16 protein-coding genes and 4 tRNA genes are annotated in these 22,974 nt (G+C 37.2%); 10 read left to right on the forward strand and 10 right to left on the reverse strand.

Annotation, left to right across the window (positions count from 1 at the left end; all coding sequences use genetic code 11):
• Window positions 1-39: 39 nt before the first annotated feature.
• Window positions 40-495, reverse strand: a complete 456-nt coding sequence (locus tag DES39_RS07190) for a DUF2628 domain-containing protein (protein WP_121145104.1) — start codon at window positions 493-495, stop codon at window positions 40-42.
• A 93-nt stretch (window positions 496-588) separates the two neighbouring features.
• Window positions 589-1,509, reverse strand: a complete 921-nt coding sequence (locus DES39_RS07195; RefSeq protein ID WP_121145105.1) for a LysR family transcriptional regulator — start codon at window positions 1,507-1,509, stop codon at window positions 589-591.
• Between the two features lie 165 nt (window positions 1,510-1,674).
• Between DES39_RS07195 and aroG the strand changes: the two genes are divergently transcribed.
• Window positions 1,675-2,730, forward strand: coding sequence for a 3-deoxy-7-phosphoheptulonate synthase AroG (gene aroG, locus DES39_RS07200; RefSeq protein WP_121145106.1), 1,056 nt, complete (start codon window positions 1,675-1,677; stop codon window positions 2,728-2,730).
• A gap of 57 nt (window positions 2,731-2,787) precedes the next feature.
• On the opposite strand, the gene DES39_RS07205 is transcribed toward aroG, so the two are convergent.
• Window positions 2,788-3,471 (reverse strand): LexA family transcriptional regulator, encoded by a 684-nt coding sequence (locus DES39_RS07205; protein ID WP_121145107.1) that lies wholly within the window; start codon window positions 3,469-3,471, stop codon window positions 2,788-2,790.
• A 362-nt stretch (window positions 3,472-3,833) separates the two neighbouring features.
• Between DES39_RS07205 and DES39_RS07210 the strand changes: the two genes are divergently transcribed.
• Window positions 3,834-5,015, forward strand: coding sequence for an FAD-dependent monooxygenase (locus tag DES39_RS07210; protein WP_170143363.1), 1,182 nt, complete (start codon window positions 3,834-3,836; stop codon window positions 5,013-5,015).
• Window positions 5,016-5,098: 83 nt separating this feature from the next.
• Here DES39_RS07210 and gyrB read toward each other — a convergent pair whose 3' ends face one another.
• The 7 genes from gyrB to DES39_RS07245 form a co-directional block, all read right to left on the reverse strand.
• Window positions 5,099-7,510, reverse strand: a complete 2,412-nt coding sequence (gene gyrB / locus DES39_RS07215; protein WP_121145109.1) for a DNA topoisomerase (ATP-hydrolyzing) subunit B — start codon at window positions 7,508-7,510, stop codon at window positions 5,099-5,101.
• A 42-nt stretch (window positions 7,511-7,552) separates the two neighbouring features.
• Entirely contained in the window at window positions 7,553-8,629 is a 1,077-nt protein-coding gene (gene recF, locus DES39_RS07220) for a DNA replication/repair protein RecF (protein WP_121145192.1), read from the reverse strand.
• Between the two features lie 56 nt (window positions 8,630-8,685).
• A complete protein-coding gene (dnaN, locus tag DES39_RS07225; protein ID WP_121145110.1) occupies window positions 8,686-9,789 on the reverse strand; it encodes a DNA polymerase III subunit beta in 1,104 nt (367 codons plus the stop codon).
• Window positions 9,790-9,817: 28 nt separating this feature from the next.
• A complete protein-coding gene (gene dnaA / locus DES39_RS07230) occupies window positions 9,818-11,191 on the reverse strand; it encodes a chromosomal replication initiator protein DnaA (protein ID WP_121145111.1) in 1,374 nt (457 codons plus the stop codon).
• A gap of 230 nt (window positions 11,192-11,421) precedes the next feature.
• Window positions 11,422-12,471 carry a porin OmpA gene (gene ompA / locus DES39_RS07235; protein ID WP_121145112.1) on the reverse strand — a complete coding sequence of 350 codons (1,050 nt, stop codon included), beginning with the start codon at window positions 12,469-12,471 and terminating at the stop codon, window positions 11,422-11,424.
• A gap of 207 nt (window positions 12,472-12,678) precedes the next feature.
• Window positions 12,679-13,578, reverse strand: coding sequence for a recombination-associated protein RdgC (locus DES39_RS07240; RefSeq protein WP_121145113.1), 900 nt, complete (start codon window positions 13,576-13,578; stop codon window positions 12,679-12,681).
• Window positions 13,579-13,701: 123 nt separating this feature from the next.
• Entirely contained in the window at window positions 13,702-14,451 is a 750-nt protein-coding gene (locus DES39_RS07245) for a MipA/OmpV family protein (protein ID WP_121145114.1), read from the reverse strand.
• A gap of 605 nt (window positions 14,452-15,056) precedes the next feature.
• On the opposite strand from DES39_RS07245, the gene glnS reads away from it, so the two are divergent.
• From glnS to tuf, 8 genes are all read left to right on the forward strand, one after another.
• The gene (gene glnS, locus DES39_RS07250; RefSeq protein WP_121145115.1) at window positions 15,057-16,715 is read left to right on the forward strand and encodes a glutamine--tRNA ligase; all 1,659 of its coding nucleotides are present in this window, start codon (window positions 15,057-15,059) and stop codon (window positions 16,713-16,715) included.
• A 212-nt stretch (window positions 16,716-16,927) separates the two neighbouring features.
• Window positions 16,928-17,722, forward strand: coding sequence for a tRNA cyclic N6-threonylcarbamoyladenosine(37) synthase TcdA (gene tcdA / locus DES39_RS07255; RefSeq protein ID WP_121145116.1), 795 nt, complete (start codon window positions 16,928-16,930; stop codon window positions 17,720-17,722).
• Between the two features lie 394 nt (window positions 17,723-18,116).
• Complete coding sequence (gene adhE, locus DES39_RS07260; RefSeq protein ID WP_121145117.1) at window positions 18,117-20,801, forward strand: bifunctional acetaldehyde-CoA/alcohol dehydrogenase; 2,685 nt, start codon at window positions 18,117-18,119, stop codon at window positions 20,799-20,801.
• 183 nt (window positions 20,802-20,984) lie between these two features.
• A tRNA-Thr gene (locus tag DES39_RS07265) sits at window positions 20,985-21,060 on the forward strand.
• A gap of 41 nt (window positions 21,061-21,101) precedes the next feature.
• Window positions 21,102-21,186: transfer RNA gene (locus DES39_RS07270), tRNA-Tyr, on the forward strand.
• Between the two features lie 140 nt (window positions 21,187-21,326).
• Window positions 21,327-21,401, forward strand: a tRNA-Gly gene (locus DES39_RS07275).
• A 2-nt stretch (window positions 21,402-21,403) separates the two neighbouring features.
• Window positions 21,404-21,479, forward strand: a tRNA-Thr gene (locus DES39_RS07280).
• A 268-nt stretch (window positions 21,480-21,747) separates the two neighbouring features.
• Window positions 21,748-22,932, forward strand: coding sequence for an elongation factor Tu (tuf, locus tag DES39_RS07285; protein WP_121145118.1), 1,185 nt, complete (start codon window positions 21,748-21,750; stop codon window positions 22,930-22,932).
• The last annotated feature ends 42 nt before the right edge of the window (window positions 22,933-22,974 follow it).

Raw genomic sequence — 22,974 nt, forward strand, 5'->3', positions numbered from 1 at the left:
ATAAAATGCCACAATATACAAGGTGGCATTTTTATTGAATTACAGATGGGAAACGATATCGTGATGTTGACTCTCAGCTTTTTTCATTTCAAAAATTGCCATATCTGGATTGAGTGCTTCTGCTGTACCTACGAGTTCATATCCTTTACTGATGAGATTTTTTTCTCGAAGACTATTGCCTTGAACGCCAATCACAATAGCTACAGCAAGTTGAACAATAAAAAATACGATGGACCACATTAGTGCTGTATTAAGTGCATTTTGATATTGATAAGAAGACGTGTATCCATCCATATCTGGCGAAACACTATCTGAGATTATAAACAGTGCTATTCTAAATATGATTAATAAAATCGCTACAAACCATAATTTTTTGACTAATCCCCAAATAAATCCTAACCCAAAAATTTCTAACACAAATCCAGGCCACGACCAACCTTGTTTTACTGCCTCAATTCGCCCATCATCATGTTTAAATAATTTATAATTTTTCATCTTTTTGTTTTATTTTCAATAAATAAAGGAATTGGTATTGTATAGTATTTTTTTTATAAAAAACAATATCGCGACGAAAATTTTGCCGAGTATTTATTTTAGTTTAAATCCATATTGTTCAATTAATCTTTTTAATTCACTAATATAGTGCTGAGCAGATTGACTTAACTGAACTTTTTGAGACGTAATCCAACCGACCAGAATTTTTTCCTCTGTTTTTAATGGGATTGAGGCAATATCAGAACCATTTAAATCAGTGCTTAGGACACCGGTACTAATTGTGTAGCCATTTAATCCATGTAGTAAATTGAATAACGTGGCGCGATCGCTCACATGAATACTTTTTTTATGATATACCGTACTTAAGATCTCTTCTGAAAAATAGAAAGAGTTATACTCTCCTTGCTCAAATGACAAGTAAGGGTAGTCTTCTAACTCTTCTAATGTGATTTTGCTATTTAGCGCTAGCGGGTGCTTCGTACTGATAAACACATGGGGATCGGCGTCAAATAATGGATAGAATGTTAAATTATTCTCTTTGAGTAGTCGCCGAATCACTTTTTGGTTGAAATCATTTAGATATAAAATACCAACTTCACTACGTAAAGTGGTGACATCGGTAATAATATCATGGGTGCGAGTTTCTCTTAATGTAAATTCATACTCATCAGTATGATTCTTTTTGATTAGATTAACAAATGCATTAACCGCAAAGGCATAATGCTGAGTGGATATACTACATAACTGTTTTGATGGTAATTTTTTATTATAGTGTTGTTCCAGTAGTTCGGTTTGTTCGAGAATCTGTTTGGCGTAGCCTAAAAACTCAGTGCCTTCGGTCGTTAAAGATACGCCTTTTGTGGTACGAATAAATATTTTTAAATCAAATTCGTCCTCAAGCTCTTTTATTGCTGTAGATAGGCTCGGTTGGGTGATATATAGTTTTTTAGCGGCCTCATTCATTGAACCGGTGCGAGCAACTTCAATAATATAACGGAGTTGATTTAATTTCATTGGCTATTCTCTAATATCAACGTTTGATCATATTCAAACAACAAATCTACTTAAGTGTCCGAGTCTAAGATAATTGTTTTACCTACGGGCAATAAACTAAATTATCATTTTTTTGTTAACTGGGTATATACTAGTCTAGTTTTGTTTAAGTAGCTAGGTATGAAAATGAATTATAAAAATGATGATGTCCATATTTCGAGTATTCGAGAACTTTTACCTCCGATTGCGTTATTAGAAAAATTTCCCGTAACACATTCTGTGGCTAATCTGGTTTGTGATACCCGCCAGAAAATTCACCACATATTAACCCATCAAGACGATCGTTTATTGGTTGTAATTGGACCATGTTCTATTCACGATACGAAGGCTGCATTAGAATATGCAAACCGCCTTAACAGCCTGCGTGCTCAATATCAAAATGAGTTAGAAATTGTGATGCGAGTTTATTTTGAAAAACCAAGAACAACAGTTGGTTGGAAAGGCTTAATTAATGATCCCTTCATTAACCATACCTTTGATATAAATGAAGGGCTTAGAATTGCACGTAAGCTATTAATTGATATCAATGAGTTGGGTGTACCTGCGGCGAGCGAATTTTTAGATATGATTTCACCTCAGTACTTAGCGGATTTAATGAGTTGGGGCGCGATTGGCGCAAGAACAACTGAGTCTCAAGTGCATCGTGAATTAGCATCAGGCTTGTCATGCCCTGTTGGATTTAAAAATGGTACCGATGGAACAATGAAAGTCGCGATCGATGCAATTAACGCTGCAAATGCGCCACATTGTTTCTTATCGGTAACCAAATTTGGTCATTCTGCGATTGTTTCAACTACGGGTAACCCTGATTGCCATATTATTTTACGTGGCGGTAAGGAACCTAATTATAGTGCTGCACATATCGCTGCGGTGAAACAGGATTTAGAACACGCCAGTATGCAATCGAATATTATGATTGATTTTAGTCATGCTAATAGCCGTAAGCAATTTAAAGAGCAAATAAATGTTGGTAATGCTGTTGCACAGCAAATTGCAGAGGGTGAGAAGGCAATTATAGGTGTGATGATAGAAAGTCATCTTGTTGAAGGGACGCAAAACCCAGATAGCGACCAACCGTTAGTGTACGGTAAAAGTATTACAGATGGTTGTATCGGTTGGGATGATTCAGCCGCGTTATTAGATGTATTAGCACTGGCAGTCAAACAACGGCGCAACGCGTAATTCAATAGCCGATAAGCGCAATTATCTTATCGGCTGTAATTAGCCATGATCTCGCGTTTAGTACAAATCTTTAATGATTTGTACAACACACCCGACCACTTTATATTGTTTAAAATCTTTACGAAGAACTGAGATCGTTGCACAGCGATCATTATTACATTGCAGTTCCCAGCCATCAAGTGTTAAGCGGATACGTCTAAGAAGTGTCATATCTTTGTACTCAAGCAGATAAATTGCCCCATCAACAACTTCACGAATATCAGTATTGATGATCAAGCCATTATTATGCTTGATCTCAGGCTCCATAAGATCGCCTTTGGCCCAATAGATAATGAGTTTTTTGGCATCTAAACCACGATATTCTAACCACCCATCAAGTGCTGGGTAGTTCATCACTGGCGGCGTTCCTCGCACGTATTTTTGTGTTCTAGCCTCTTCAATGGTTGGCAATTGTTTCGCATAGACTGGAATACGATGAATATATTCGTTGTAGACATTATCATTTTCAGTATCACTGATATCTTCCAGCTTATGGCCAGTTGCCAGCCAGCAGTAAGAAACATTACATTTCTCGGCGATAGAAGCCAGACGACTAAGCGAGGGATATGTTTTTCCTGATAAATAGTCTCTTATTACTGTTTCTGACATGTTACACTTTTTAGCAAATACAGATACGGAATCGCCTTGCATAACCTCAGTTAAACGATTCTTGAATGTTTGCACACTTTTATTTATTATCACAAGTATTTCCTATTCTTTATGCGTAAAAAAAATAATTATAAATCATTTTTTTGTTAAATTACAATTCAATAATGCAATATCTTTAAAAAGATTTAATGTTTTTTTTAGAGTATCTTTAAATTTAAAGTTTTATTTTTGGTGTTAAACGTGATTATTATTTTTATTTTAAACTAATTAACACGTTTTGCGATTTAAAAAAGTTGTTTTATTTTTTTAAGCGTGTTATTTTACCAGGGTGAAATATTTTCATTTTAAACTCATCTAATTTTTACCCACTTATGTGGGTTTTTTCTATAATATTTATTGTTCTCAAATTATGATATGCTTTGACACAATCAAAAGATTGGATATAAGAGGATATTGTGGTCGATTTTGATGTAATTGTGGTTGGTAGCGGATTAGTTGGGTTAGCAACGGCCAATGCCTTATGTAAGTCAACTATGAATATTGCCGTTGTTGATGCAAAGCACGATATTTATCGCCAACTTATTACAGAGCAGCCCATGATCAGAGCCTCTGCGATCAATTTAGCGAGTCAGCGTTTTTTTGAAGATATTGGTGTTTGGCGAGATATTGAAGAGAGTAATCGTGTTCTGGCATTTGATTCAATTGATGTGTTTGAAAAGCACGGCAATGCAAGACTCGCTGCTGATAGTACTCATTATGATTATTCTAATTTGGGTTATATTATAGAAAATCAACTGATGTTAAATGTCCTTTATCAACGGGCAATTAGTCAACCAAATGTTCATTTTTTACACCATAATGTCCAGGAACTTTTTTTCAGTAGTGATAGAGGGTTTGTGCAATTCGACAATGGTCAGCAAATCTCGGCTAAGCTAATTATTGCCGCTGATGGTGCCAATTCATTGATTCGACAAAAACAGCGGGTGCCTTTAATTCAAAGACCTTACCGTCATCAAGCCATAATTGCAACAGTAGAGACCCAGCTTCCTCATCGAGCTTGTGCTCGGCAAATTTTTTATCCAGATGGAATTGTCGCATTTCTACCGTTATGGCAATCAAATACCAGTTGCTTAGTATGGTCTGCAAAACCGGTACCATCGAGAGAATTGTTAGCAATGGATGATGTTTCATTCGCACAAGCATTGACTAACGTGACCGAGGCTTGTTTGGGGGATTGCCGTGTTATGAGTGAACGGTTAGCCTTCCCTTTGACTGCTCGTTACTGTCCTCAATCAGTACAAGATCGACTGATTTTAATTGGTGATGCTGCCCATACGATTCATCCTTTAGCCGGCCAAGGTGTTAATTTGGGGCTTGAGGACTCCAGACAGTTGGTCAATGTCATCCTAAAAAGTTATGCCGCAGATCAAGACATTGGGTTGAAGCAGCAATTTAGGGCATATCAGCGCATTCGTAATAAAGATGTGATTGCCATGCTAAGCGCTATGCAAATGATTCAGGATATGTTTGAGGGAGAATCGTGGCTAAAAAAACGTGCTAGAGGCATTGGTATGAATGTTATTAATATGGCATCACCCATTAAGAAACATTTGATCAAATATGCATTAGGAATATAGATTAAAACTCATTATTCTTTTCAGCGATGACAAAAAAACCAGCATATGATTGGCTGGTTTTATTAATTAGAAAAATCAATCAATTAAAAATCTAGATTTGATGCCTTTAACGCATTTTCTTCAATAAATGCGCGTCTAGGTTCTACTTCATCGCCCATTAACGTGGTGAATAGTAGATCTGCAGCAATAGCATCTCTGATATTGACTTGCAGCATTCGACGACTAGTTGGATCCATTGTCGTCTCCCATAGCTGATCTGGATTCATCTCGCCAAGACCTTTATAACGCTGAATGGTTAATCCTCTTTTGGATTCCTTAATTAGCCACTCTACTGCACTTTCAAAACTGGTGATGGCCTCTTTTCTTTCGCCGCGTTTTACAAAAGCACCTTCTTCAATGAGTCCTTTCAATTGTGAACCTAAATGCAGGATATTTTTATATTCGTTACTGTGTGCAAAAGCCAGATCAAGATGATAACGATTGTCTACACCATGGGTTCGGATTTTGATCACAGGAATATAGTGCTTTTTGCTTTCATTATATTCAATATCATAATGATAAAGATTACCATTTTGCTCTTTGGTACTGAGTTTTTCGATGATTTTGCTGGCCCAGCTATCTGTGAGTTGCTGATCTAGCATCATCGCTTCAGTTAGTACATCATGGTAAATTAATTCCGCTAATAGCGTTTTTGGATAACGGCGTTCCATTTTACCTAACAATTTTTCAACTTTTTGGTATTCTGCAATTAACTTTTCTAGTGGCTCACCTGCTAATGCTGGAGCATGATTATTAACATGCAAAGAAGCATCCTCAAGTGCTAAGGCAATTTGAAATGCAGTCATGGCATCGTCATCTTTAATATATTGTTCTTGCTTACCTTTTTTCACTTTATAAAGTGGCGGTTGTGCGATATAGACATAGCCACGTTCAATAATTTCAGGCATTTGACGATAGAAGAAGGTTAATAATAACGTTCTGATATGTGATCCATCCACATCAGCATCGGTCATGATGATGATGCTATGGTAGCGCATTTTATTTGGATCATATTCATCGCGACCAATACCACAACCTAGTGCGGTAATTAAGGTAGCAACTTCTTGTGAGGACAGCATTTTATCAAAACGCGCTTTTTCAACATTTAGAATTTTACCTTTTAACGGTAAAATAGCCTGATTTTTACGATTACGCCCTTGTTTGGCAGAGCCACCTGCCGAGTCCCCTTCCACTAAGTATAATTCAGATAATGCTGGATCTTTTTCCTGACAATCAGCCAGTTTTCCAGGTAAACCACCGAGATCAAGTGCACCTTTTCGACGAGTCATCTCTCGTGCTTTACGAGCGGCTTCTCGTGCTCTTGCTGCGTCGATAATTTTACCAACAACAATCTTTGCATCACCTGGCTTTTCAAGTAAATATTCAGATAATTTTTCCGCCATAATCGATTCAACAGCTGATTTCACTTCTGATGAAACCAACTTATCTTTGGTTTGCGAGGAGAATTTAGGATCGGGAACTTTAACAGAAACAACGGCAATTAGACCTTCCCTTGCATCGTCTCCAGTTGCACTTATTTTAGCTTTTTTACTATATCCTTCATTCTCCATATAGTTATTTAAGGTTCGTGTCATTGCACCTCTAAAGCCAGCTAAATGAGTACCGCCATCGCGTTGTGGAATATTGTTGGTAAAACAGTAAATATTTTCTTGATAGCCTTCGTTCCACTGTAATGCGACTTCGACACCGATATCATCTTTTTCTGCACTGAAATAAAAAATATTTGGGTGAATTGGATTTTTGTTTTTATTGAGGTATTCAACAAACGCTTGTATCCCACCTTCATAGTGGAAGTGCTCATTTTTGCCTGTACGCTCATCAAGTAATTTAATTGAGACACCGGAGTTTAAAAATGAAAGCTCACGTAAGCGTTTGGCTAAAATCTCATATTCAAACTCGATATTGGTAAATGTTAATGGACTTGGCCAAAAACGGACATAAGTTCCTGTTTCTGTAGTTTCGTCGATAACAGATAATGGTGCTTGAGGGACTCCAAGATGGTAAAATTGTTGATGAATCTTACCGTCTCGATAAATGATTAATTCAAGTTTGTCCGATAGCGCATTAACAACGGAAACGCCAACACCATGTAGTCCGCCTGAAACTTTATAAGAATTATCATCAAACTTACCACCGGCATGCAAGACAGTCATAATGACTTCTGCCGCTGATACGCCTTCTTCCTCATGAATCCCTGTTGGAATTCCGCGCCCATCATCGCGAACGGATACGGAATTATCTGTGTGGATGATAATATCAATATGGGTACAATGACCTGCAAGTGCTTCATCAATGGCGTTATCCACAACTTCAAAGACCATATGGTGTAAACCAGTGCCATCATCAGTATCACCAATATACATACCCGGGCGTTTGCGGACAGCATCAAGTCCTTTTAATACTTTTATACTTGAGGAATCATAAGAATTAGACATGTATCTCTCGCTAGAACATCATTTGACTGATTAATCGTAAATTTATGCAGAAATTATACCAGATTTTATGTGAAAAATCTTGTCATTTTCGTCAACCATTGATTGAATTTGTTCTTGATCAACGGCGCTAATAAAAACTTGTGCACCCGTCGATTTTAGTCTTTTAGCAAGTAATGCGCGTTTAGTTAAGTCTAATTCTGAAGCAAAATCGTCAAGAAGATAAAGACAGGATTGCTGAGTTTGTTTCGCATAAAATTCACCTTGAGCAAGCCTTAATGCACACATGAGTAATTTAAGTTGACCTCTAGAGAAAAGAACATCGATCGGAATATTATTAACACGTAACCTTAAGTCTGCTTTATGAGGGCCCATTGTTGTGTAATTTAATGCTCTATCTCTTTCAAAGTGTGCAATGAGTATCTCTGCATAGTCTTCCATCTCATCCCAGCCTTGATAAAATTGGCAATCTAATGTGTATTCGGGTAGAAATTCTTGTCCTGTTTGGATAATTTCAGGGCAAATTTGATTAATATAATCTGCTCGAATTTGGCTGACTTGATTAGCGATTGGAATGAGCTCTTTATCCCAAGGACGTAACTGATTATAGTTATGTACATTTTTGAGTAATGCATTGCGTTGCTTGATTAAACGACGCAGATTATTCCATAACATGATAAATTCATTGTAATGATGAAAACAGCCCCAGTCGATAAAAGATCTACGATATTTAGGCCCGCCATTTAATAAATCAAATCCTTCTGGCGTTATAAGCTCAATGGGTAAAAGTTTAGCTAACTCAGCTAATTTAAATCCCTCATCATTATTGATTTTAATTTTATTATCGCCACTGCGTGATTTTGATAATCCAACGGAATTGATTTTCCCACTCGGTGAAATAATATTGCTAAATAGGATCAATTCTGGCTGATGATGTTGGATAACTCGGCTAGAGAGTTGATGACGAAATGCTTTACCATGTCCTAACATGTAGATAGCTTCAAGAAAACTTGTTTTACCACTACCATTATCACCGATAATAAAATTAAAATGTGTAGAGGGCTCAATCTCAGCAAAATCAATATTGCGGAAGTGATAAATTTTCAGTTTTGCAATGGTCATATTCGTATAAATGGTCCACATATTCAGTAGGTCAAACTGAATATGTATTTCAAGAATTATAAACGCATTGGCATCACAACATACGTTGCAGCGTGTTGATTCAAGTCTTCAATCTGTACGCTTGAAGTTGAGTCCGAAAGTAGCATTTGGATGGTGTCACATTTGAGCGTATTGAGTACATCAAGTAAGTAGGTGACATTAAAGCCAATTTCAAGTGCTTCTGATTGATATATTACATCGACAATCTCTTCAGCCTCTTCTTGCTCTGGGTTATTTGCCGTAATTTTCATCTGATTTTCATGGACATAAAGCCGAATTCCTCTGAATTTTTCATTGGATAAAATAGCGGCACGTGACAAGGCATTTTTTAGCTCTTCACAAGATGCTTCAAGCGTTTTATCCGGATTACGTGGTAACACCTTACGGTAATCAGGGAAACGGCCATCGATCAATTTTGAGGTAAAAGTGAGATCTGCAAAATTGACTCTTAAATTATTATTACCAATTTGAATATTGATCAGCTCTTCACTATCGCTCGAGAGTTTAGCCAGCTCTAACACGCTTTTTCTTGGCATTATGACCGAGCAAGTTGTTGGGGTATGTTCGCCAATGGGTAACGCACAGACTGCTAAACGATGACCATCGGTTGCAACAGTTTTAAGTAAATTATTCTCGGTCTCAAATAGCATGCCATTTAGATAGTAGCGTACGTCCTGATTTGCCATTGAAAATTGTACCGCATCAATGAGTGACTTTAAGGTTTTTTGTGGAATAGAAAAATCAGCATCACATTGCCAATTTTCTAAGTTAGGAAAGTCGTTTGCTGGTAATGTGGATAATGAAAATTTACTTCTACCTGATTGAATTGTAAGGCGATTATCATCAAATATCACTGAAATTTTCGCATCATTTGGTAAGCTACGGCAAATATCTAAAAACTTGCGGGCAGGAACAGTTGTTGCGCCAGCTTCACTCGGTTCAGATAAAGGTAATCTTGAAATCATCTCAATTTCGAGATCCGTTCCAGTCATTAATAAAATATTATCACTCACCTGTAACAATAAATTGCCTAAGATAGGTAAAGTCGGACGGCTACTTAATGGTGCTGTGACAAGTTGCAATGGTTTAATTAATTTTTCACGATCAATAATAAATTTCATAATAATTGGTTCTTTATTTTATAAATAATTATGTTGAAAGTGTTCGTATTAAATTAGAATAATCTTCTTTAATATCATTACTTTCTTCCCTTAATTCGGTTATTTTACGACAAGCATGTAACACTGTTGTATGATCTCGTCCACCAAAATCATTGCCGATCTCTGGCAGGCTTTTGTTGGTGAGCTCTTTAGCTAAAGCCATCGCAACCTGTCTTGGACGAGCGACTGAACGAGAGCGTCGTTTTGATAAAAGGTCAGAGACTTTTATTTTATAATATTCAGCAACTGTTTTTTGAATATTTTCAATTGTTATCAGTTTTTCTTGTAAAGCAAGTAAATCTTTTAATGCATCCTTAACAAAATCGATATTAATCGTTTTACCGGTGAAATTTGCATTTGCAATCACTCGATTTAGAGCGCCTTCAAGCTCCCGTACATTAGAACGTAAACGTTTAGCGATAAAAAAAGCGACCTCTTCAGACAATTTAATATTATTTTCTTCCGCTTTTTTCATTAAAATCGCCACTCGTGTTTCGAGTTCTGGCGGCTCGACGGCGATAGTTAGCCCCCAACCAAAACGTGATTTTAATCGATCTTCAACACCATCAATCTCTTTTGGATAGCGATCTGACGTTAATATAATTTGCTGATTACCTTCAAGTAAGGTATTAAAGGTATGGAAAAACTCTTCTTGAGTACGTTCTTTATTAGCAAAAAACTGAATGTCATCGATCAATAAAGCATCAACCGAACGATAATAATTTTTAAAATCTTCTATAGCATTATTTTGTAAAGCTTTGACCATATCTTGGACAAAACGTTCAGAATGCATATAAATGACTTTGGCATCTTTTTTATTTTGCAAGATCTGGTTACCGACTGAATGGAGTAGATGAGTTTTACCCAGTCCTGTTGAACCGTATACGAATAAAGGATTATAGGATTTACCTGGATTTTCGGCTACTTGCTTTGCCGCCGCATTAGCAAGCTGGTTTGATTTACCTTCGACAAAGCTGTCAAATGTATATTTAGGATTAATTCCTGATTGATATACGATATTTTCAGTAATTTTTTGTGTTTTCCATTTGGGCTCTGTAGCGGTTACTTGTTCAGGCCCTTTTGGTCGAGGTGAGGTTTGTGTTGTGCTACGCAATTTTTTAGGTGAACCGACTTCGATTGACAATTTAGGCGATTGTGTATTAAGTAATTGGCTTAGTGACAACGAAATTTTAGCAAGGTATTTATTCTTAACCCAGTCAAGTACAAAACGATTAGGGGCATAAAGATAAAGCTTATTATCCTCCATTTCGGCTTGCAATGGTCTAATCCATAAATTAAATTCCGTAGGCGTTAACTCTTCTTGCAATTGAGATAAACAGGTTTGCCAGATCGTTGTAGGCACGAAAGACTCCAAATAATTTTTAATGTCAATGATTATCCACAAATTTAGTTAATCAATTTCGTTAATTGTGAATAAAAAAAAATATTGCTAGTTTTTGATTTTTTTTTGTACAAATGCTCGGCTAGCAAGATAGGTATTTGATGTCAGCTATTGTAATTGATGTGTATAAATAATCAATAAAAAACCCGGTTATTAAACCGGGTTTTGGTAAAATAAACTAATTATTCAAATTATTTAGTATTATCTTTATGTTCAGTTACTTCAAACTCTTGAACCGATACTGCTTTAACTTCGATCTCAACACGACGATCTGGTGCTAAACAAGTGATAAGCTCTGCACCTTTAAGCGCATTACATTGATCACCAGTAAGTGGCTGTGATTTACCAACACCACGAGCACTGATTAAGTTAGCAGGAACACCTTGAGATACTAGGTAATTCATTACTGCATCTGCACGTTTTTCTGATAATTTTAAGTTATAGCTGCTTGAACCGATACGGTCAGTGTGGCCAATAACTACGATAGCACTTTCAGATGGATTAAGTTTAATTAAAGTGCTCACTAAGTTGTCTAGTGCTGCTTTCCCTTCTGGTTTTAACTCAGCTTTAGCATAAGTAAATAGCACATCTTCATTTAGTACAAAACGATTTTCACGTAATACTAATTCTGATGCTTTAGCTACATTTGGTGAACCTAACGCGTAAGTCACACCTAATGTTAATAGACCATTACTTGGATCTGTTGGGCCATCGTTACCAATTTTGTTAACCCACTGGTATTCTAAACGTGTAGAGAAATCTTCATTTAAACGGTAATCAAAACCTAAAGCATACACAGGAGATACACTTGTATCTGTGCTATGGCTACCGCCAGATTTCCATTTAGTCGTGTGGATGAATGCACCGGCACGAGCATAGATATCTAAATCATCAGAGATAAATGAAATAGGGTAGCTAACTTTACCTGTTAATGATGCACCGTGAACAGTTAATTTACCTGTTGGGCTGCTACCATTTGTTTTATATTCTGCTTTACCTAACCAATCATAACCTAGTTCAGCTGCAAGGTAACGGTTCGCCTGAAAACCAACAAATGCACCACCACCGACACGACTAGCAGATACTTTATCAGCACCTTCAACTTTGTCCGATTCAGTTTTGTAAAATTTTGACCAACCTAATTTACCACCAACATACCAAGTATTTTCTGGTAATGCAGCGTTTGCTACAGATGTTATGCTAGCAATTGCCACAGCTAGCGCTAAAGTTGTTTTTTTCATTTTGTACCTCAACTTGAATTTTTGTTGATAAATATTTTTAACAAACTTAATAATTACTGTTAAAAATAATTCTTTATTTCCATATATTATTTTTATATTTTTCTTACACAGATGCTTTTATAGTATAGCACGTGTAATTTACTTGGCTACAGATAATTTTTACTTTACACAAATTAAAGGGCTTTTTTGTGCCATTTTTCATCTTAATTAATCAGTTATTGTAATTAGTGAGTCAATCGTTTCTGAAAGTGTGCTGGACATAATGAGGAAGTCTGCTTCAATTTTTTTATCTCTTTCTTCCGGCATATAATCTTCATTTTTATCTAAAATACTTGCATCAAACTTGATTCTTTTTAATGTATCATCTCGATTTAGCATAAACGATACGCCTCTACTGTCAATAAGATTTAATTTACTGACTTGCTTACCGGCATCAATGTGTACAAAAATTTCATTACTATCCATATCTTGATTTTTACAACGCACTACCTGACTCTCTTCAATCGCGTCTTTGAGCTCAATTTCATTACCGAGTTCAAGCGGAGGATAGTGCTGTGTGTTTCGGACCCATTCGGTCATCAAATTTTCGAGAGGTTTCGTACTCGAACGAGGTGTAATTGCCAAGCTACCCATTTCTTTTCTAAGTAAAGCGAGTAGATCTTCAGCTTGCTTGAAACTTGAGCTATCGACAATCAATCGTTTTTGTTTTGTATCAATCCATAACCAAAAGAACTGATATTTACTAAAAGCGCGTGGTAATAGGTCAATAAAGACTTCCTCTTTTAATGCAATAGTCTCTGTTTTTTTTAATTTTCTATTTAATGCATCTTCTTGTTTAGCAATTTTTGTAGTAAGTGCCTGTTTGATAACCGAGGATGGTAAAATTTTACTCTCTTTTTTTAAACGTAATAATAACTGTCCATCAATATCAATCATCAGTGGATTATTGCTATTTTCACCATAAGGTGAAATCCAGCCAGATTTAGTACTTTCAGTTTTATCACATGGTATAAAAGGAGCGGCATTAACTGCCTGTTCAACAAGTTGCTTATCCAGTAAATTATCTTTGTTTAATTGATAAATAATGGCATTTTTGAACCAAACCATAGTAATTGATATTTCCTTTGCAAATAAGATTGATGTACCCAACTGGCTAATTAGCCAGTTGGGTATTGAGTTGGATATCGTTCAGCGCAAAATCGCTTTATCCAAAAGCTGAGCTATAAATTATTAGAAACTGTAGTTTATACCCGCAAATACACTTGGAATGGTACTGTTAGCAATCATTGGGCTATTTTTTGCATCACCCGTTAATTTATCGACTCTTACTCCGACGTAAGTTGAAAAACTTTGAGTTAATGTATATGAACCAATTAATGAAACATATGGAGTAAATGAACTTTTCGCGTCATGATAAGCGAGTCCTGAACGTGTCGCTTCACTATGAGAGACGCCATAGTAATAATCATTATGTTTATCATTAGCCCAAAGAAAACCGACTTTAGGTTCAATAACCCATCGGTCACCGGAAATTGGATAAGAATAACTTGCTCCAATCAATACGCTATTGCTTTCATTTAAAATGTCAGCGCCAATACCTGTTGCAAAGTTACCATATTGCGTTGCAATGGAATAGCGTGCTTCTGCAACAACAGTGGAATGACGTTTATCAAGTTGCTTCATTTGATGATTATCAGAATCACTTGGCTTAAATTGTAGTGGAAGATAGCTAAGCCCTAATGAAATTTTTTGATTATTATCGTTATACAGATAAGCGCCAGCCGTAAAATTATTGATAAAGAAGACTTCGTTCTCAAACACGATATGGGGTAATGGATAGTATACCGCACCATAACCTTTATAAGGCGAATCTGTCCAGCTTGCCCCAAGGCCAACTGAAATAGGGGTGGCTTGAGCAGAAAAAGAGGCAATAATCAATGATGTGGTAATCGCCGATAAAGAAATGAGATGCTTGTTCACGAATAACTCCTATGTTTAAAATAATAACGGAGAATTACCTCCGTTAGCTATTCTAAATTATTTTAATACATTTTTACATTTATTTATAAATAACCACTCTTTGGTTATTGCTGATAACATAATCTTTTACAATTTTAGCCCTCGCGATACTTTTATCTTTAAAAATTGAATAATGAGTTGAAATTGGCCTTCGAACAGCATTAAAGCCATTTTTTGCAGGTAAAGTGATCAAGTTTACATCATTACCAAACTTAATTTCCTATTGAGTTGGCGTAATATTAAGGATTTTTGCGCTATGGATTATGATAAGTTCCAATTTCGATGCTTTGATTTATTTGATCTTATCCCATTAAGTAGTAAATATATAATCCCATATGTGCCGCTTGTAACGCATAGATAAAATTTAATTAATTGAACAATAATGAACGTTATTTTTGAGACAACGTTATGCTTAATAACTAATCAATTTGATCTAACGATTATTTTAGTCACCATAATTATGATGGATGACATTCACGAATAACAAAAAATTTGTTATATTCATCTCAAAATTGGTGTGATTTGTTAATCATTACACGGTCATTAAAACATTTTAGGGGAATTTTATGAGCGAAGTTGAGGCTCGTCCAACAAACTTTATCCGTCAAATAATTGATACAGATTTGGCTGACGGTAAATACAAAACGATTCAAACGCGATTTCCGCCTGAACCGAATGGATATTTACATATTGGTCATGCAAAATCTATCTGTTTGAATTTTGGTATAGCGCAAGATTATCGCGGTAAATGCAATTTACGTTTTGATGATACTAATCCGACGAAAGAAGATGTTGAGTATGTTGATTCGATTAAACGAGATGTAGAATGGTTAGGTTTTCATTGGGATGGCGAGGTGCGCTATTCTTCAGATTATTTTGATCAACTTTATCATTATGCTATTGAGTTAATTAATAAAGGCTTGGCTTATGTTGATGAACTCTCTGCCGATGAAATTCGTGAATATCGCGGCACTTTAACACAAGTGGGTAAAAATAGTCCCTATCGTGATCGTTCAGTCGCAGAGAATGTTGCACTATTCAATAAAATGAAAAATGGTGAGTTTGCTGAAGGTAAGGCTTGTCTACGGGCTAAAATTGATATGGCTTCGCCATTTATCGTTATGCGCGATCCGGTTTTATATCGTATAAAATTTGCCAGCCATCATCAAACGGGTGATGCGTGGTGTATTTATCCAATGTACGATTTTACCCATTGTATTTCTGATGCGATTGAAAATATTACCCATTCTTTATGTACGTTAGAGTTTCAGGATAATCGTCGTTTATATGATTGGGTATTAGATAATATTACGATCACAGCACGGCCTCACCAATATGAATTTTCGCGCTTAAATTTAGAATATGCGATTACATCGAAGCGAAAACTTAATTTATTAGTCAGTGAAAAAATTGTCGATGGTTGGAATGATCCCCGTATGCCGACAATTTCAGGGATGCGTCGACGCGGTTACTCTGCAGCAGCAATTCGTGATTTCTGTCAACGAATTGGTGTGACTAAACAAGAAAATACGGTTGAGATGAGTACGCTTGAGTTTTGTGTACGTGAAGACTTGAATGAAAATGCGCCAAGAGCGATGGCCGTGCTTGATCCTGTTCGTGTGGTTATTGAGAACTTTTCTGAAACATTAGATGAAGTGCTGTCGATGCCAAATCATCCTAATCGTCCAGAATTAGGTAATCGTAATGTTGCATTTACTCGTGAAATTTATATTGATCGCGCTGATTTCCGTGAAGAAGCTAACAAAAACTATAAACGTTTAGTATTAGGTAAAGAAGTTCGTTTACGTAATGCTTATGTCATTCGCGCAGATCGTGTTGAAAAAGATAATCAAGGCAATATTACAACCATCTATTGTACTTATGATCCAACTACGTTAAATAAAAACCCGGAAGATGGGCGTAAAATAAAAGGTGTTATTCATTGGGTATCAGTTAAATTCGCTTTACCTGCTGAGATTCGCCTATATGATCGCCTCTTTAATACGCCGAACCCAGGCTCTGCTGATGACTTTTTAGCGACAATTAATGCGGATTCTTTAATCATTAAACAAGGCTTTATTGAACCAAGCTTACGTGATAGCAAGCCTGAATTTGCTTATCAATTTGAGCGAGAAGGCTATTTTTGCTTAGATAGCAAATATTCTAAGGATGATCACTATGTGTTTAACCGCACAGTGGGTCTGCGAGACAGCTGGAGCGAGTAATCGATTATTGCAATAATAACCGCCGTTAAGGCGGTTTTTTTATGCCCGTATGAGTATCGCGATATTAATCTACCTATATCAGTGATTGCCAGCGACGGAGTGACGATTATAAGTTGCGTGTTATCAAGATGGCTGTTAGTATATTTTCCTAATCTTATTCAACGTTATCGCATTAGTATCATTAATCACTCAATAATCATTAACATAAAATTATGCCGTTTTCAGACTCTTATTATCAACGATTTAGTGGTATTGCTCGCCTATATGGTGAACAAGCGCTCGTGCAGTTTCAGCAAGCTTCAATTTGTGTAATTGGGATTGGCGGTGTCGGGTCCTGGGTGGCGGAATCACTCGCGCGCAGCGGTATCGGGAGTATTAGCTTAATTGACATGGACGATGTTTGTATTACTAATACCAACCGCCAAATTCATGCACTTAAAGCCAATATTGGCCAAGCCAAAACCGAGGTAATGGCTGAGCGAATCATACAGATTAATCCCGATTGCCATGTGTGCTCTATCGATGATTTTATCAATCAACATAACGTCAGTGAATACTTAGGGAGTAAAGCGCAACCTAACTATGACTTTATTATTGATGCCATTGACTCTGTTCGCGATAAAGCTGCTGTTTTAGCTTATTGCCGGCGTAATAAGCTAAAAGTGATTACTATTGGCGGGGCTGGAGGACAAAAAGATCCGACTAAAATCCAGATTGCTGATTTAGCCAAAACCGTTCAAGATCCCTTAGTTGCCAAGTTGAGAGAGCGGTTAAAAAATGATTTTAAACTGACCAAGGATAGTAAAGGCAAATATGGTATTCCTTGTGTCTATTCCACAGAACAGCTGACTTATCCAAGCCTAAATGGAGCGGTTTGCTTTAATAAAAAACAGTCTGAAGGCTCTAAAAAAATGGATTGTTCATCAGGGTTTGGTGCAATTACAACCGTAACTGCAACGTTTGGGTTTGTTGCGGTAAGTTATGTTCTAGATAAGTTATCCATTTGATTCCTCGCCAATTACTAAATTGTAAATCGCCCTAATATTATTTTTATCTTATCGGTCCATATCTTAGGGGGCCATTATTCACAATCACAGTCCCGTTACTCAACTTCGGCAAACAGTACGTTTCACAATCTTAAAGTGCAGTTATTAACATAAGTCAAAAAATAGACAAAATATATTTATAAAACGCTAAAAAGTGGATAATTTTGGTATCCAATAAATTGTGTAAACTTTTACCATTTGCGTATTGAACGAAAGTGTAAACTGATTTAGGATAGTAGCATTCGTCAAAGAGTATTGAACAATAAGAATAAATAAAGTAATGCTCTGTAATGCAGCCTAGAAGGACGGGAAGATTTAAACTTAAACTTTAAATTTAAAATTAGGAGATAGTAATATGGCAGTAACTAGCTTAGCCTCATTGGATGAGTTGATTGTTCGAGTCAAACAGGCACAAGAAATTTACGCGACGTTTACACAAGAACAAGTCGATAAGATTTTTGTCGCGGCTGCAACCGCCGCCGCCGCCGCTCGTATTCCGCTAGCACAACAAGCCGTTGCTGAATCAGGCATGGGAATTGTCGAAGATAAAGTGATTAAAAATTTATTTGCGGCAGAGTATATTCTTAATAAATTTCGTCATGAAAAAACATGTGGTGTTATTGCTGAGAATGAACCTTTTGGCACCATTACACTAGCTGAACCTCTCGGCATTATTTGTGGTATTGTGCCAACGACTAATCCAACTTCAACCGCGATCTTTAAATCATTAATCAGTTTGAAAACACGTAATGCGATCGTTTTCTCCCCTCATCCACGCGCCAAAAATGCAACGATTGAAGCGGCACGAATTGTGCTTGATGCTGCCGTTAAAGCAGGGGCACCACAAGATATTATTGGCTGGATTGATGAACCATCAATTGAGTTATCAAATGGCCTAATGCATCACCCGGATGTTGCAGCAATTTTAGCAACCGGTGGACCAGGCATGGTTAAAGCCGCTTACAGTTCAGGTAAACCTGCGTTAGGTGTTGGGGCAGGTAATACGCCGGTAGTGATTGACGAAACTGCTGATTTGAAACGTGCAGTTGCCTCAGTATTAATGTCTAAAACGTTTGATAATGGTATGATTTGTGCCTCTGAACAAGCGATTGTCGTGGTTGCTTCTGTTTATGATGAAGTTCGCCGTTTACTAAACGAATACGGTGCTTATGTACTTAATGCTCAAGAAACTAAAGCTGTACAAGGCATCATTCTCAATGAAAAAGGTGCATTAAATGCCAATATTGTTGGGCAACCTGCGGTAAAAATCGCAGAAATGGCAGGGCTCAAAGTACCATCAGCGGCTAAAGTTTTAGTTGGTGAGGTGTCAAATGTCGATTTATCAGAACCTTTTGCTCATGAAAAACTCTCTCCAACTTTAGCGATGTTTAAAGCGAAAGATTTTACAGAAGCTGTTGATAAAGCTGAAAAATTAGTCGAAATGGGTGGTCTGGGTCATACTTCAGTTCTGTATACTGATCAGGATTCTAATCGAGATCGCATTGCATATTTTGGCAGTAAAATGAAAACTTGTCGTATTTTAATCAACCAACCTGCGGCTCATGGTGGTATCGGTGATTTATATAACTTTGATTTAGCGCCATCGTTAACGCTTGGCTGTGGTTCTTGGGGTGGAAACTCAGTATCTGAAAATGTGGGACCAAAACACTTAATCAATAAAAAAGTTATCGCGAAGAGAGCAGAAAATATGTTATGGCATAAATTACCAAGTTCTATTTATTTTAGACGTGGTTCATTACCTATCGCATTAAATGAGGTAATTGACCAGGGTGCAAAACGTGTATTTGTTGTAACCGATAAATTCTTGTTTAATAATGGCTATTCAAAACAAATTACTGACCAATTGGAAGCTCAAGGTGTGCTTTGTGAAACATTCTATGATGTTGAAGCCGATCCAACTTTAAGCATTGTCCGTAAAGGTACTGATGCGATGATTTCGTTCAAACCTGATACGATTATTGCATTAGGTGGCGGTTCTCCTATGGATGCGGCTAAAATCATGTGGGTTCTTTATGAACACCCGGAAACGAAGTTTGATGAACTTGCATTACGTTTCATGGATATCCGTAAACGTACTTGTCATTTCCCAAATATGGGCGAAAAAGCAAAACTCATTTGCGTTACAACAACGTCAGGTACGGGCTCTGAAGTCACGCCATTTGCAGTTGTAACTGATGATGCAACTGGGCAAAAATATCCGTTAGCAGATTATGCAATTACACCGAACATGGCGATTGTCGATGCGAATTTAGTGATGAATATGCCAAAATCACTCTGTGCTGCTGGAGGATATGATGCTGTTACTCATGCATTAGAAGCTTATGTATCTGTTATGGCCAGTGAATTTTCTGATGGACAAGCTTTGCAAGCATTAAGCATGTTGAAAGCGTATTTACCAGCGAGTTACAAAGAGGGCGCTAAAAATCCAGTTGCACGTGAAAAAGTTCATAGTGCAGCAACACTTGCCGGTGTCGCATTTGCTCAGGCTTTCTTGGGAATTTGTCATTCAATGGCCCATAAAATTGGTGCTGCATTCCATATTCCTCATGGAGTTGCTAATGCGATGTTGATTTCAAATGTGGTGCGTTTTAATGCCACAAATAAACCAACTAAACAAGGTACTTTTAGCCAATACGGTTATCCACAAGCAATTAGTCGTTATGCTGAAGTTGCTGATCATTTAGGCTTGACCCTGTCTTCTGATAAAGCAGAAACAAAAGTTGAAAAACTACTTGGTTGGTTAGATCAATTACGAGCAGATCTTGATATTCCATTCTCAATTAAAGACTTTGGAGTGGATGAAACGCTATTTTTAGCTCAGGTTGATCAACTTGCTGTAGATGCATTTGATGATCAGTGTACCGGCGCTAACCCGCGTTACCCATTGATAGCCGAATTAAAACAAATTCTTCTTGATACCTATTATGGTCGTTCTTATCAAGACAAAGGTGATATCAGTGAAGTTGTGGCAATCACAACGGCGGCTAAAGGGACACCGACCACTAAAAAACAAAAATAATATATAATTTATCTTTTGTTTGATGTTCATCAAAGCCCCAATATTTGGGGCTTTTTTTTAAGTAATTAGTCTGTTTTTGCTTGATAAATGCTCTTTTTGTTTTTTTTTTAAGCAAATAAAATAAAAATGTTTTTTTTCGCTTGCCAAAGGGGGCTAATATACCCTACAATGCGCAGCACTTAGGCCGGCTTAGCTCAGTAGGTAGAGCAACTGACTTGTAATCAGTAGGTCGCCAGTTCGATTCCGGCAGCCGGCACCATTTAAACCTAAGTGAAGTAGTAAAGTGAAGTTTCAATTCGGGGTGGGGTTCCCGAGCGGCCAAAGGGAGCAGACTGTAAATCTGCCGTGTCACACTTCGAAGGTTCGAATCCTTCCCCCACCACCATTTAGATTCATTCATTTTGAATGATTTAAATAAAGTAGAATTTTAATAGCCAGTTCTATTTTATCTCAGCAAACTAAATTGTAAGCAAACAAAAAAAGTGTTTTGCAATAATTGATTTAGCACGCTAAAATTTTGAACATGCGGGCATCGTATAATGGCTATTACCTCAGCCTTCCAAGCTGATGATGCGGGTTCGATTCCCGCTGCCCGCTCCAATGCTGATATGGCTCAGTTGGTAGAGCACACCCTTGGTAAGGGTGAGGTCGGCAGTTCGAATCTGCCTATCAGCACCATCTATTCATTTCCTAAAGTTTACATATTCAATCACAAAACAAATCTAAATATAATAATTTAAATTTTAGCGTTAGATGTTTAAAAATTATTTACGGTATTCCTGACTATAAAACTTGTAACATGATAGCTTTATCTGATATCATTCTGAGCTAATTTTTTAAGTCAGTATTATTTACTTTAATATGGGTTTTCTTATATTAAGTGTGTATAATACTAGGTTAATGTGGTGTTTTTGCACCGATTTGTATTACAGTAGAGGGACAATCAATGTCTAAAGAAAAATTTGAACGAAAAAAACCCCACGTTAACGTAGGTACAATCGGCCACGTTGACCATGGTAAAACAACTTTAACAGCGGCGATCACCACCGTACTTGCGAAGAAATACGGCGGAAGCGCACGTGCATTTGACCAAATCGATAATGCACCGGAAGAAAAAGCACGTGGTATCACCATCAACACGTCACACGTAGAATACGACACACCGACTCGTCACTACGCACACGTAGACTGCCCGGGCCATGCTGACTATGTAAAAAACATGATCACAGGTGCAGCGCAAATGGATGGTGCTATTTTAGTAGTAGCAGCGACAGATGGTCCAATGCCACAAACACGTGAGCACATTCTTTTAGGTCGTCAGGTAGGTGTACCTTATATCATCGTATTTTTAAACAAATGTGATATGGTTGATGACGAAGAGTTATTAGAATTAGTTGAAATGGAAGTGCGTGAGCTTCTATCACAATACGATTTCCCGGGAGATGATACTCCAGTAGTGCGTGGCTCTGCGTTACAAGCGTTAAACGGCGTAGCAGAGTGGGAAGAAAAAATTGTTGAATTAGCGGGTTACCTAGACTCTTACATTCCAGAGCCAGAGCGTGACATTGATAAACCATTCCTATTACCAATCGAAGACGTATTCTCAATTTCAGGTCGTGGTACAGTAGTAACAGGGCGTGTTGAACGTGGTATTGTAAAAGTAGGTGAAGAAGTTGAAATTGTTGGGATCAAACCGACGACTAAAACGACTTGTACTGGTGTTGAGATGTTCCGTAAATTACTCGACGAAGGTCGTGCAGGTGAGAACGTAGGTGTGTTATTACGTGGAACTAAACGTGAAGACATCGAACGTGGTCAAGTACTTGCAAAACCGGGTTCAATTACACCACATACTGATTTTGAATCAGAAGTGTATATTTTAAGCAAAGAAGAAGGTGGACGTCACACTCCATTCTTCAAAGGTTACCGTCCACAGTTCTACTTCCGTACAACTGACGTAACGGGCACAATCACGTTACCAGAAGGCGTAGAGATGGTAATGCCAGGCGATAACATCAAGATGGTCGTATCCTTAATTCACCCAATCGCGATGGCAGACGGCTTACGTTTTGCGATCCGTGAAGGTGGACGTACCGTTGGTGCGGGTGTGGTTGCTAAGGTTATTAAGTAATTTACCTTAATAATTATTAAAATAGTGAAGGGGTATCTTAAG

The sequence above is a fragment of the Orbus hercynius genome (assembly GCF_003634275.1).
Taxonomy (GTDB): Bacteria; Pseudomonadota; Gammaproteobacteria; order Enterobacterales; family Orbaceae; genus Orbus; species Orbus hercynius.

Bases quoted from the DNA above. Each gene is read 5' to 3' on its own strand.
- dnaN (WP_121145110.1), bottom strand. From the start codon at position 9,789: ATGAAATTTATTATTGATCGTGAAAAATTAATTAAACCATTGCAACTT.
- gyrB (WP_121145109.1), bottom strand. From the start codon at position 7,510: ATGTCTAATTCTTATGATTCCTCAAGTATAAAAGTATTAAAAGGACTT.
- glnS (WP_121145115.1), top strand. From the start codon at position 15,057: ATGAGCGAAGTTGAGGCTCGTCCAACAAACTTTATCCGTCAAATAATT.
- ompA (WP_121145112.1), bottom strand. From the start codon at position 12,471: ATGAAAAAAACAACTTTAGCGCTAGCTGTGGCAATTGCTAGCATAACA.
- aroG (WP_121145106.1), top strand. From the start codon at position 1,675: ATGAATTATAAAAATGATGATGTCCATATTTCGAGTATTCGAGAACTT.
- DES39_RS07190 (WP_121145104.1), bottom strand. From the start codon at position 495: ATGAAAAATTATAAATTATTTAAACATGATGATGGGCGAATTGAGGCA.
- adhE (WP_121145117.1), top strand. From the start codon at position 18,117: ATGGCAGTAACTAGCTTAGCCTCATTGGATGAGTTGATTGTTCGAGTC.
- recF (WP_121145192.1), bottom strand. From the start codon at position 8,629: ATGACCATTGCAAAACTGAAAATTTATCACTTCCGCAATATTGATTTT.
- DES39_RS07195 (WP_121145105.1), bottom strand. From the start codon at position 1,509: ATGAAATTAAATCAACTCCGTTATATTATTGAAGTTGCTCGCACCGGT.
- DES39_RS07240 (WP_121145113.1), bottom strand. From the start codon at position 13,578: ATGGTTTGGTTCAAAAATGCCATTATTTATCAATTAAACAAAGATAAT.
- tuf (WP_121145118.1), top strand. From the start codon at position 21,748: ATGTCTAAAGAAAAATTTGAACGAAAAAAACCCCACGTTAACGTAGGT.
- tcdA (WP_121145116.1), top strand. From the start codon at position 16,928: ATGCCGTTTTCAGACTCTTATTATCAACGATTTAGTGGTATTGCTCGC.